This is a genomic window from Parasphingomonas zepuensis, assembly GCF_036663735.1.
In the GTDB taxonomy this organism is placed as follows: Bacteria; Pseudomonadota; Alphaproteobacteria; order Sphingomonadales; family Sphingomonadaceae; genus Sphingomonas.
Genome location: NZ_JAXOJO010000004.1, coordinates 425249 through 437487, shown reverse-complemented (window position 1 = coordinate 437487; position 12239 = coordinate 425249). Strand labels below are relative to the sequence as shown.

The following is a 12239-nucleotide window of genomic DNA, read 5'->3' as shown; positions in this document are numbered from 1 at the left end:
CGGGACGGGTCCGGGGAGGGCATGTGACCGGCGTGTTTACCGACAGGCCCTCTCCCAACCCCTTCCACGAAAGGAAGGGAAGTTAATGCCCCGCGAAATCACGGCTTACTCCAATCCGCTCATCAAGCGTGTCCGATCGCTGCGCGAGAAGCGGCACCGGCGCGAGGAAGGCCTGTTCCTGGCGGAGGGACTGCGCATCCTGACGGAGGCGCGCGAAAGCGGGCGGCTCCCCGAATATCTGTTCTTCGCCCGCGATAGCGCCAACCATTCGCTCGTCCGCGCGCTCATCGCCGAGGTCGAGGCAGCCGGCGGCGAAGCGATCGAGACGGTGCCCGATATCCTCTCCAAGCTTTCGGGCAAGGATAACCCGCAAGCGGTGGTCGGTGTGTTCCCCGAGTTCGCGACCACCCTCGCCGCGCTCGATCGAAGCCGCTCCAATATCTGGCTGGTCGCGGAAAGACTGCGCGATCCCGGCAATCTGGGCACGATCCTGCGCACCGGCGATGCGGTCGGCGCCGGCGGACTCATCCTGATCGGAGAATGCGTCGATCCCTTTTCGGTGGAGGCAGTGCGCGCGAGCATGGGCGCGCTGTTCACCGTGCCGATCGTCCAGGCCGAATGGACGGATTTCGTGCCCTGGCTCCGTGCGGGTCCGGGCCAGCTGGTCGGGCTAAGCCTCGATACCGATCAGGATTATCGCGCAGCGACCTATACCGTGCCGACCTTCCTGCTGACCGGGAACGAAGCGCAAGGCATGCCGTCCGACTATGCGGCCGAATGCGATCTGCTCGTAAAGATTCCCATGCTGGGCAAGGCGGATAGTCTGAATGCTGCCGTGGCGACGGCGGTGATGGCGTATGAAGTGCTGGCACGGACCAAGCCTTCGCCTCGCTGAACGGCCACGTAACGATCGGTTCAGGCGGGCTTGCCTATCCGGCGGACGAGGAGACCCCACATGAAATTCGCGCTTGCCCTTTGCCCTGCCCTGCTGATCGCCGGTACCGCCGTCGCCGCGCCACGCGAGGCGCCGTATCGGGCGGTCGGTACCGAGCCCGGCTGGGCCCTGACCATCGAGAACGGCCTGATCCGATATCTCGGCGATTATGGCAAGACGCGCGTCACGACGACCGCGCCGATGCCACGCCCGAGCTTCAACGGACGACGCTACGTGACGCCGCGGATCACGATCGACATCACCCGCGCCGAATGCAGCGACGGCATGAGCGACCGCCGCTATCCCGAGCGCGTGATGGTGACGGTCGGCCGAAAGACCGTGCGCGGTTGCGGCGGCGATCCGATCGTCGCGCCGTCTCGCGCGCCAGTGATCGAAGGCAATTGGCGCATCGAATCGATCGAGGGGCGTCCGGTGCGCGGTCCGCGTCCGGCGACGATCGCGTTCAACGGCAACCGGATCAGTGGCCATAGCGGCTGCAACGGCTTTGGCGGATCGTTTCGCTTCGACCGTGGGCGTCTGATCGCGGGTCCCCTGATATCGACCAAGATGGCCTGCCCGGGCCCCGCAATGGCGCAGGAACAGGCCCTGATGCGCTTGCTCAGCCAGCGGCTCAGCGCCAGCACGAATCGCGCGGGCAAGCTCGTGCTGAGCGCATCCGACTTGCAGACCCTCGTGCTGGTAAAGGCCGTACCCGAGCGGTACTGAGCGACGTTCTTGGCACGACGGAACCGGTAGAGGGTAGTCATCGTTAGCTGCGTCACAATGACGGGAGGGGGCGCGATGACAATCAACTATGGCGAAGGAACGGTTTTCAAACCCTTTTCGGAAGCGCCCGGTTGCGCCCGGCCGGCATGAAGGCGGTCTTTCAGTGAAGCCCGGTCCGGACGTGTTCGTCGGCACTGGTGAGATGACGGCGCTGATGCGCGCCAAGGACTGGTCGAATAGCAGCTTGGGGTCGGTTGACGGTTGGCCTGAAGCATTGAAGGTAGCCGTCCGGATTCTCCTGACCAGCAAGTTCGACATGTGGCTGGGCTGGGGGCCGGACGTCGCCTTCCTCTACAATGACGCCTATCGGCCGACGCTCGGCCAGAAGCATCCCGACAGCCTTGCCGCCCCCACCAGGGAATTGTGGGCGGAGATCTGGCCTGACATCGAGCCGCTGATCCGCCGCGTCTATGAAGATGGCGAGGCGACCTGGAGCGAAGCGTTGCTGCTTCTGCTCGAACGCAACGGCTATAGCGAAGAAACCTATCACACCTTTTCCTACAGCCCGGTGTTCGACGATAGCGGCGCCGTCGGTGGACTGCTCTGCGCGGTGGTCGAGGAGACGGAGCGCGTCATCACCGCGCGCCGGATGGATACTTTACGGGTGCTCGCCTCGGACCTGACGGCGGCGAAGACCACGGAATCGGTGGTGGCGGCCACGACGGAATGCCTGGAAAGCAACCCGCGCGACCTTCCTTTCGCCCTGCTGTACCTGTTCGAAGATGGTGTCGCCCGGCTCGTCGGCACAACCGGCTTCGCTGGCCCTCACCTGATAGCTCCCGAATCGATTCCGCTCGACGATCGTTCGCCATGGCCGCTGACCGGGAGACAGGCGATCGTGCCGCTCGTCGACATCGCCGATTTGCCGCGGGGTGCCTGGCAGAAACCGCCAGAGCGCGCCATCATCCTGCCCCTGCAGCGGCGCGGCAGCGACGCTCCCGTGGGGGCGATCGTCGTCGGGCTCAATCCGCATCGGCAGCCGGATACCGATTATCTCGGCTATCTCGATCTGCTGGCCGGCCAGATTTCGTCGGGCCTGGCCAGCGCGGAAGCTTATGAGAGCGAGCGGCGGCGCGCAGAGGCACTCGCCGAAGCCGCCCAGTTGCGGGAGCAGGCCGCCGGGGCGCTGCGCGAAGTCAATGACCGGCTTGCTTCCGAAGTGGCGGCCCGCACCGGCGAGCGCGATCGTCTGCGCGCCCTCTTCCAACGAGCGCCCGGGTTCATGTGCGTGCTACGCGGCCCCGACCATGTCTTCGAGTTCACGAACGAGGCGTATCTTCAGCTGATCGGGTACCGTGAGGTCATCGGCATGACCGTGCGCGACGGGCTGCCCGAAATCGAAGGTCAGGGCTTCTTCGATCTGCTCGACCAGGTGTATCGCACCGGCCAGTCTTTCGTCGGAAACAACATGGCCGTCGATATCCGACGCGCCCCCTCCAGCCCGTTGGAGCAGCGCTTCCTCAATCTGGTCTATCAGCCGATCATCGAGAGTGACGGCTCGATCAGTGGTATTTTCGCCGAGGGCCACGACGTCACCGACCAGGTCCGCAGCGAGGCGGCGCTGCGGGCACTGAATGCAGATCTCGAGCGCCAGGTGATCGAGCGCACCCAGGCGCGAGGCCTGACATGGCAACTCAGCCCCGATCTCCTCGGGGCGCTCAATTCTGAAGGCTATTTCGAAACATCGAATCCGGCGTGGAAATCCCTGCTCGGCTGGAGCGAGCGGGAGGTTGCGAGCATGTCGATCTTCGAATTGCTTCACCCCGACGATGTCGAGCGCACCCGTGGCGGATTCCAGCTGACTCAGCAGGGAGAGCCGGCGATCCGCTTTCCCAACCGCTATCGCTGCAAGGACGGCAGCTATCGCTGGATCAGCTGGGTCGGCATTCCGGAAGACGGCATGGTCTACTGCAGCGGGCGCGACATCACGGAGGAAAAGGCGGCTGAGGCCGAACGCGACCGGCTCTGGACGCTATCCGAGGACATGCTGGCGCGCGCCGATTATGATGGCGCGATGTCGGCGGTGAACCCGGCATGGACCAAGGTACTGGGATGGTCGGAGCGCGAACTGCTGACCAACCCCTATGCCGATATCATCCACCCCGACAATGTGCCTGGGGTTGCTGCGGCGCTCGAGGAGATGAGCCGTACCGGGCAGCCTACCCGGTTCGAGAACCGCATCCTGACGGCGAACGGCGAATGGAAGCCGATCGGATGGACCGTTTCGCCTGAGCCAGACGGGGTGCATTTCATTGCGGTGGGGCGGGACCTGTCGGAAGACAAGGCGCGCGAGCTCGAACTCACCCAAGCGCAGGAGGCGCTCCGTCAATCGCAGAAGATGGAAGCGGTGGGCCAGCTGACCGGCGGCATCGCCCATGACTTCAACAATCTGCTGGCGGGCATCGGTGGCAACCTTGAGCTGCTGGAACTGCGCCTCGGCCAGGGACGGACCGCCGGCCTCGACCGGTATATCGGCGGTGCGCAAGACGCGACGCGGCGGGCGGCATCGCTGACCCAGCGCCTGCTCGCCTTCTCCCGACGGCAGACGCTCGACCCGAAACCGACCGACATCAACCGGCTCATCGCCGGCATGGAGGATCTGATTCGACGCACGGTCGGCCCCGCGATCGAGGTCGAAGTGGTGGGCGCGGGCGGGCTGTGGCTGACGCGGGTCGACCCCTCGCAGCTGGAAAACGCCCTGCTCAACCTGACGATCAACGCGCGGGACGCGATGGCCGGTAGCGGCGGGCGGATCACCATCGAGACCGCGAACAAATGGCTCGACGACCGCGCAGCGCGCGACCGGGAGCTGCCGCCCGGACAATATCTCTCGCTGTGCGTGACGGACAGCGGCACCGGCATGACGCCGGACGTCGTCGCCAAGGCGTTCGATCCGTTTTTCACGACCAAGCCGATCGGCCAGGGCACCGGCCTTGGATTGTCGATGATTCACGGCTTTGTCCGCCAGTCCGGAGGGCAGGTGAGAATATACTCTGAAATTGGCAAGGGTACGACTATGTGTTTGTATTTGCCGCGTTATTTTGGAGGGCTCGATAATGTGGGCGACGAGGGCGAAACGCACCTGGCCGACCCCGGGCACGGCGAGACCGTGCTGGTGATCGACGACGAAGCGATCGTCCGTGATCTGGCGACCGAGATCCTGCGCGATGCCGGCTATGCGGTCCTGGAGGCAGTCGACGGCCCCGCCGGCCTCAAGACGATCCAGTCAGCCGCACGCATCGACCTGCTGGTTACCGATGTCGGGTTGCCGGGCGGACTCAATGGCCGCCAGGTCGCCGATGCCGCTCGCGTGACCCGGCCCGACCTGAAAGTGCTGTTCATCACCGGCTATGCGGAGAATGCCGCGGTCGGCAATGGCCTGCTCGATGCCGGGATGGAGGTGATCACCAAGCCCTTCACCATCACCGCGCTGAGCAACAAGGTGCGCGAGATGCTGGACCGGTAAGCCTTATTCCGCCGCCTCGTCGATCGATCCGTCGAGCAGGATCGGCGTGTCGCCATAGCGGGCAAGCGCCTCGACTGGTTCGACCGAGTCGATCTCGCGCGCGCCGGGTTCGATGTTGAGGTCGCGCAGCTTGCGTGCCGTCACCAGCGTCCGGCTTTCGAAACTACTGACGAACGTGTTGTAGTTGTTGACCGCTGACGTCAGTCCGCCACCGACCTTGCGCAGATCCCCCGCGGCCTTCGCCAACCGGTCGTACAGTTCCTTGCCGAGCTCGCCGATCTGGCGCGCCTCCTTGGCCAGCCGCTCCTGACGCCAGACCGCCGAAACCGTCCGCGCTATGGCGATCAGATTGGTCGGCGTGGCAAGCAGCACGCGCTTTTCGAAGGCGAAATCCCAGAGCGTCGGATCATGCTCGAGTGCGGCGGACAGGAAATGCTCCCCGGGCACGAACATGATGACGTAATCGGGCGCGTCGGCGAACTGGCTCCAATAAGCCTTGTTGCCGAGCCCGTTGACGTGGGCGCGCATCGAGGCGGCGTGCGCGGCGAGTCCAACCAGGCGCTGCGCCTCGTCGACGGCACCGAACGCATCCTGATAGGCATTAAGCGACACCTTGGCGTCAATGACCAGAGCGCGCCCACCCGGTACGCGAATGATGGCGTCGGGGCGCAGGCGCCCGCCTTCGTCGCCGCCAGCCACGCTCACTTCAGTCTGAAAGTCAGTATGTTCCGATAACCCACAGGTTTCGAGCACGTTCTTGAGCTGCTGTTCACCCCAGCGGCCGCGGGACTTGGGGGCGTTGCGCAAGGAATTGACGAGCTTCGCCGCCTCGCTGCTGACCTTTTCCTGGCCGATCCGCATCTGCTCGATCTGGCCCTTCAACTCGCTGAAGGCCCCTTTCCGCTCCGTCTCGACCTTGGTGACGGCTTCCTCGTAGCGCATCAGGCGGTCGCTGACCGGCTGGAGCATCGATTTGAGATTCTGGCCGGCCGTCGCCTCCGATTGCTTGAACCGGGCCTCGGCACGTTCGAGGAACTGCCTTTGCGCGTCGTTGAGCAGCTTGCTGGCGGTTTCGTTGAAATGGCCCGTCATCGCCTCACGCGAATTCTTGAATTCCTCGAGGCGCGCTTCGAACGCTTCGGCATGCGCACGCAGCGTGGCGTTCTCGGTACGGAAACCGTCGCGTTCGTCGCGAATGGTATCGAGTTCCTCGCGCAGTTGCACCGCGACCCGTGCGCGCTCCTCCGCACCGGCGAGGTCGACGATCGCGCGCTTGAACTCCTCCGTACGGGCATCGCGATCGGCCTGCGCTTCCGCGACGCCGCGACTGCCAAGCAGCCAGCCAAGGCCAAGGCCCACCAGCAGGACGGCGATCATCGCCAGGGAAATCGTCAAACCGTTCATGCAAGGCCTCATTGGAACATTGCGCGAACTTTTAGCCTGGATTGCCGTTTTGGCAATGCGGCTTGCGGCTGGCCGGGCGCCTGTCGCGGTCGCAGGTACGCCCCGTGGGACGATCGGATATCCGCCCAGCCGCGCCGTGCGGCTGAGAACGGAGGATCAGGCCGCCTTGCGCGCCTTGGCCAGCTTCTTCAGCACCATGTCGCGCTTCAGGCGCGAGATGTGATCGATGAACAATACGCCGTTGAGATGATCGATCTCGTGCTGGAGGCAGGTCGCGAGCAACCCGTCGAAATCATCCTCATGGCTCGCGCCGTCAGCGTCGAGCCACTTCACCCGGCAGCGCGCCGGCCGTTCAACCTCGGCATATTGCTCTGGGATCGACAGGCAGCCTTCATTGTAGAGCGCGGTTTCCTCGCTGACGGAGACCAGCTCGGGATTGATATAGACCAGCGGCGTGCGCACCGGCTTCGCATCCTCTTCGTCGCTCTCCGGCTCCTGCAGGTCGATGACGACGATGCGTTGTTCGATCCCGACCTGAGTCGCGGCCAGGCCAATGCCCCGCGCGTCGTACATGGTATCGAACATATCGGCGACGATCGCGCGGACGGCATCGTCAACTGCAGCGACGGGCTTTGCGACGGCGCGCAGGCCCGGATGGGGCACTTCAAGGATTTCGAGAACGGACATGAGCGCGAGCTAGGAAAGCGCGGGGCTGCCGTCAAGCGACAGGTCGCCCCCGTCAGGCAACCGGGCGCCGCGCGCGGAGGGCCTGAGCGAGCGTGCCCTCGTCGAGATAGTCCAGTTCGCCGCCCACCGGCAGGCCATGCGCCAGCTGCGTGACGCGGACCGGGAAGCGTTCGATTCGCTCGGCGATATAATGCGCGGTGGTCTGACCCTCGAGCGTGGCATTCATGGCTAGGACAACCTCGTCGATGCCGCCCGCTTCGATCCGACGCACCAACGAATCGATTCTGAGGTCTTCCGGGCGAATGCCCTCAAGCGCCGACAGCCGGCCGCCCAGAACATGGAAGCGTCCCGGGAAAAGTCTCGAACGATCGAGCGCCCAGAGATCCGAAACTTCCTCGACGACGCAGAGCGCGCGCGCGTCCCGGCGGGGATCGGCGCACACGGCACAGGGATCGATCGTATCGATATTGCCGCAAACAGAGCATGTTGCCAGACGATCATCAACCTGGGTTAGAGCGGCGAGCAATGGCCCAAGTGCCGTCTCGCGCTTCTTGAGCAGATGCAGCACGGCGCGCCGCGCAGAGCGAGGCCCAAGGCCGGGGAGCCGGGACAGGGCTTGAGTCAGCGCTTCGATCTCGGGAGAGGACATGCGGAACAGATAGGGGGTTGCGTGGCCCTCTGCCAAGCGGCCAGAGCGTGCGCATGCGGATCGTCTTCATGGGAACGCCCGAATTCTCGGTGCCGGTGCTTCAGGCGCTGGTGGATGCTGGCCATGACGTCGCGGCGGCATACAGCCAGCCGCCGCGCCGGGCCGGTCGCGGAAAAGCGCTGACTCCCTCTCCGGTTCAGGCCCGCGCCGAAGCGCTGGACATCCTCGTCCGGACCCCGGTGAGCCTGCGCGATGCAGATGCGCAGGCCGATTTCGCCGCGCTGAACGCCGATGTCGCAGTGGTGGCCGCCTATGGCCTGATCCTGCCGCGGGTAGTGCTTGAGGCCCCCTCACACGGTTGCCTCAACGTCCATGCCTCGCTGCTGCCCCGCTGGCGCGGCGCGGCGCCGATCCAGCGCGCGATCCTGGCCGGCGATGCCGAGACCGGCGTCGGCATCATGCAAATGGAGGTCGGGCTCGATACCGGCCCGGTGCGGCTGGAAGGACGAACGTCCGTTGACGGCAAGACCGCAGGCGAGCTGACGACTGAACTGAGCGCGATGGGCGCACGGTTGATGGTGGAGGTGCTGGCCGATATCCCGGCCTATTCGGCGGTGCCCCAGCCCGAAACCGGCGTCACCTATGCGCCCAAGGTCGACAAGGCCGAAGCGCGGATCGACTGGAGCCGGCCCGCCAGCGACGTGGAACGGCAGATCCGCGCGTTCAATCCAGTGCCGGGCGCCTTTTTCGAGATGGGTAACGAACGCGTCCGGTTGCTTGCGGCCGAGGTGTTACCCACTGCCGGCGGCGCACCCGGTACCGTCCTGGACGATCAGCTCACCGTGGCGTGCGCCGACGGCGCGATCCGCCCTGTCCTTCTGCAACGCGCCGGGCGCGGCGTCATGACGTCATCAGAGGTGCTGCGCGGCTTTTCCATTCTCGCGGGTACGCAGCTGACATGACGCGCTTCGCGCTGACCGTGGAATATGACGGACACCCGTTCATGGGCTGGCAGCGCCAGGCGCACGGCCCAAGCGTTCAGGCCGCGATCGAGACGGCGGCGCTGGAGATCACCGGAGAGACCGTCGCCGTGCACGCTGCGGGCCGCACCGATGCAGGGGTCCACGCGAGGGGCATGCGCGCGCATCTCGACATCGACCGGCCGATAACACCGTTCCGGCTGATGGAAGGACTGAACGCGCGATTGCGGCCCGCGCCAGTCGCCATCCTGGCCTGCGAGATCGTGCCGGCGGACTGGCACGCCCGCTTCTCCTGCCTCGCGCGGCATTATGAGTATCGCATCATCACCCGCCGCGCGCCGCTCACCTTCGACCATGGCTTGGCGTGGCGCGTGCCCACGCCGCTCGACGCCGAAGCGATGGCCGCGGGCGCGGCACGGCTGGTGGGACGTCATGACTTCACCACCTTCCGGTCGGCGCATTGCCAGGCCGATAGTCCGGTGCGAACGCTCGACCGGCTTGACGTCATGCAGGACGGCGCCCGGATCAGCGTCTTCGCCTCGGCGCGTTCGTTCCTGCATCATCAGGTGCGATCGATGGTCGGGTGCCTGGCGCTGGTCGGACAGGGCAAATGGTCAGCCGATGATTTGCAGGCTGCGCTGGATGCACGCGACAGGGCGAAGCTGGGGCTGAACGCGCCACCCGATGGCCTGTATTTCCTACGCGCGGACTATCCCTGACCGAGTGGCATGACGTCAGCGGGTGAAGCGCGCGGCCAGTTCGACATGAGTCGACCAGCGGAATTGCCCGACCGGCTGGATCCATTCGAGCGTATAGCCGCCCTTGCACAGAATCTCGGTATCTCGCGCGAAGCTGCTGGGATTGCAGGAAACATAAGAAAGGATCGGCGTTTTGGCCGCGGCAAGCTGCAGGACCTGCTCGCGCGCGCCGGCGCGGGGCGGATCCAGGATGATGGCATCGAACCGGTCGCATTCCGCTGTCACCAAAGGCCGGCGGAACAGATCGCGGTGATCAGTGAAGAGCTGGCGCCCGGCACGGGCACCGGCGCTCTTGAGCGACATTATGGCGTCACGCGCTGCCTCCGCCGCATAGACCCGGCCCGTCAGCGCCAAAGCGAAGGTGCCGAGGCCAGCGAACAGATCGGCGATCGTGCCGGCATTGCTGACCGCCTCACGGACGGAGTCAACCAACGCAGCCTCGCCTTCGCGCGTCGCCTGGAGGAAGGCGCCGTACGGCATCGGCACCGGTACCCCGGCCAGCGTGATGGTGACCGGCTCCGGCTCCCAACGGGTTTCCGGTCCCAGGCCGCTGTCGATCGACAGGCGGGCGACGCCATGACGCTGGCAGAAGGCAGTGATCGCCTCGGCGGCGATCAATCCCTCCGCCTCGATTCCCTCGATCAGCAGGTCGATACCCTGGTCGGCCTCGGTGAGGTGAAGACGCGCGCGGCGGTTGCCCTTCAGGAAGCGGGCGAGCAGCCCGCGGAGCGGCGCCACCAGCGCGAACAACATCGGCGTGAGGATCCAGCATTCCTGGAGATCGACCAGTGCATGGCTCGATCCTTCGCTGAAACCGATGCGGATACGTCCGTTCTTCGACTCCGCTTGCAGGGCTGCACGTCGCCGCGTGCGGGGCGGAGAGAGCGCGGGCGGGCGAATCTCGGTGCTCAGCCCTTGCGCTTCGAGCGCGCCCGCGATCCGATCCGTGACGAAGCGGGCATAGCTCTCGTCGTCGAGATGCTGGAGTTGGCAACCGCCACAGGTCGGAAAATGACGGCATGGCGGCATCTGATGGTGCGGGCCGGCGATAATCAACCCCTCCGGCGTCAGCGTGTCCCCGGGCGCTGCCAGGGCAGCGTGCCGGCCATTTGCGGTGATCCCCTCGCCTCGCGCGGCGACCCGGACGATCATGTCGTTCATGCGGTCGCCCGGACGGCGCTGAGGGCGTCGGCGAGATCGTCGGCGATGAAGGCAGCGCCAAGGCGCCGTGCGGCCTCACCATGAAGCCAGACGCCGGCGGCGGCCGCGTCGAGAGAGGGTTCGACCCCGGAAGCCAGCATCGCGCCGATCGTTCCCGCCAGCACGTCGCCGGTGCCGGCGGTCGAGAGCCACCGGCTAGCGCCCTGTGCGATCCGCACATGCCCGTCCGGCGATGCGATGACCGTGTCGGCACCCTTGAACACGACGATCGCACCTGCCGTCATGGCGGCGGCGCGTGCCCGGTCGATCTTGCTGTCTCCGCTGTTCCCGAACAGCGAGTCGAACTCGCCCGCATGCGGCGTCAGGATCACGGGCGCCGCGTGAGTGCGCACTCGGGCGAGCCGTTCCTCATCGAGCAAATGGAGCGCGTCGCCGTCGATAACGAGCGGACAGGATGATGCCAGCGCCTGATCCAGCCGTTCCGACGCCATGACGCCACGGCCGAGCCCCGGCCCGATGACGAGCGCACCGATGCGCTTGTCCGCCAACGCATCGCGGGCAAACACCCGACGAACGATCGCATGGGGTCGCTCCGCCTTGCCGTCGGCGAGGAGCAGGACATAGCCTGCCCCTGCCCGCATCGCCGCAAGTGCGGCAAGTTCGGCCGCGCCGGGCATCTCGCCGCCGACCACCGCGACCATTCCGCGCGTATATTTGTGAGAATCGGGCCCCGGCATGGGAAGCCGGGGCCGATCTATGACGGCTGCCGGGCTGGCGACCGCCACGCCGATATCGAGTACCCCCACGGTGCCACAATGCGTCGCGGCCGGAAAAAGCAGATGGGATGGCTTGGCGGCGCCCAGCGCCAGCGTCAGATCGAATATCGGGATGTCGTTCAGCACGGCGCCGTCATCGGTCTTGACGCCGCTGGGCAAGTCGACCGCGATCGCCAGCCGGGCTCGTTCGCGTAGTCGAGCGAGATTTACGGCGATCGGCGCGTCGAGCGGCCGGGAGAGGCCGGTGCCGAACAGGGCATCGACCAGGATCGGCGCCGGCGCGGCGGCGTCGAGCGGCTCGACCGGGCCAGTCCAGCCAGCGCGCGCCTGCTTCGCTGCGTCGCTAACGGACGCCCCGCACGAGGCAACGCGCACCGACACGCCGGCCGCGTGCAGCGCCGTCGCCGCGACATAGCCGTCACCGCCATTGTTGCCGGGGCCGCACAGGACCAGAACCTCGTTTCCCGAGGCCAGGCGCTGCACCATGGCGGCGACCTCACGGCCGGCGCGGTCCATCAGGCTCGTCACGGTTTCGCCCCGGGCGATCGCCTCGGCTTCGGCCGTGCGCATTTCCGCCGCAGTCACCACAGGCATTCCCGCAAGTGACTTCATGACGTCGGTACGGTGCCGCTGGCGAC

At 66.0% G+C, this 12239-nt stretch carries 10 protein-coding genes; 5 read left to right on the top strand and 5 right to left on the bottom strand.

The window, feature by feature from the left end; all coding sequences use genetic code 11:
* Nucleotides 1-85: 85 nt before the first annotated feature.
* The 3 genes from U1769_RS17190 (at nucleotide 86) to U1769_RS17180 (ending at nucleotide 5186) form a co-directional block, all read left to right on the top strand.
* Nucleotides 86-895 carry a TrmH family RNA methyltransferase gene (locus U1769_RS17190; protein ID WP_332718414.1) on the top strand — a complete coding sequence of 270 codons (810 nt, stop codon included), beginning with the start codon at nucleotides 86-88 and terminating at the stop codon, nucleotides 893-895.
* A 60-nt stretch (nucleotides 896-955) separates the two neighbouring features.
* Nucleotides 956-1660: an META domain-containing protein gene (locus tag U1769_RS17185; protein ID WP_332718412.1), complete on the top strand. Its 705-nt coding sequence runs from the start codon at nucleotides 956-958 to the stop codon at nucleotides 1658-1660.
* 163 nt (nucleotides 1661-1823) lie between these two features.
* Nucleotides 1824-5186: a PAS domain S-box protein gene (locus U1769_RS17180; protein WP_332718410.1), complete on the top strand. Its 3363-nt coding sequence runs from the start codon at nucleotides 1824-1826 to the stop codon at nucleotides 5184-5186.
* Between the two features lie 3 nt (nucleotides 5187-5189).
* Here the strand turns inward: U1769_RS17180 and U1769_RS17175 are convergent, their stop codons facing one another.
* The 3 genes from U1769_RS17175 to recR all read right to left on the bottom strand — a co-directional run bounded on the left by U1769_RS17175 (nucleotide 5190) and on the right by recR (nucleotide 7926).
* Entirely contained in the window at nucleotides 5190-6590 is a 1401-nt protein-coding gene (locus tag U1769_RS17175) for a DNA recombination protein RmuC (RefSeq protein WP_332718408.1), read from the bottom strand.
* A 156-nt stretch (nucleotides 6591-6746) separates the two neighbouring features.
* The gene (gene def, locus U1769_RS17170) at nucleotides 6747-7277 is read right to left on the bottom strand and encodes a peptide deformylase (RefSeq protein ID WP_332718405.1); all 531 of its coding nucleotides are present in this window, start codon (nucleotides 7275-7277) and stop codon (nucleotides 6747-6749) included.
* 52 nt (nucleotides 7278-7329) lie between these two features.
* Nucleotides 7330-7926 (bottom strand): recombination mediator RecR, encoded by a 597-nt coding sequence (gene recR, locus U1769_RS17165; protein WP_332718403.1) that lies wholly within the window; start codon nucleotides 7924-7926, stop codon nucleotides 7330-7332.
* Between the two features lie 53 nt (nucleotides 7927-7979).
* Here recR and fmt point away from each other — a divergent pair, with 53 nt between their 5' ends.
* Together fmt and truA are read left to right on the top strand one after the other, a co-directional pair.
* Nucleotides 7980-8888, top strand: a complete 909-nt coding sequence (gene fmt / locus U1769_RS17160) for a methionyl-tRNA formyltransferase (protein ID WP_332718400.1) — start codon at nucleotides 7980-7982, stop codon at nucleotides 8886-8888.
* Nucleotides 8885-9625: a tRNA pseudouridine(38-40) synthase TruA gene (gene truA, locus U1769_RS17155; RefSeq protein ID WP_332718398.1), complete on the top strand. Its 741-nt coding sequence runs from the start codon at nucleotides 8885-8887 to the stop codon at nucleotides 9623-9625. The genes fmt and truA overlap by 4 nt, the downstream gene beginning before the upstream one ends.
* A 15-nt stretch (nucleotides 9626-9640) precedes the next feature.
* Here truA and U1769_RS17150 read toward each other — a convergent pair whose 3' ends face one another.
* Nucleotides 9641-10825, bottom strand: a complete 1185-nt coding sequence (locus U1769_RS17150; protein ID WP_332718395.1) for a class I SAM-dependent RNA methyltransferase — start codon at nucleotides 10823-10825, stop codon at nucleotides 9641-9643.
* Nucleotides 10822-12213 carry an NAD(P)H-hydrate dehydratase gene (locus U1769_RS17145; RefSeq protein ID WP_332718393.1) on the bottom strand — a complete coding sequence of 464 codons (1392 nt, stop codon included), beginning with the start codon at nucleotides 12211-12213 and terminating at the stop codon, nucleotides 10822-10824. The genes U1769_RS17150 and U1769_RS17145 overlap by 4 nt, the downstream gene beginning before the upstream one ends.
* Nucleotides 12214-12239 lie beyond the last annotated feature (26 nt).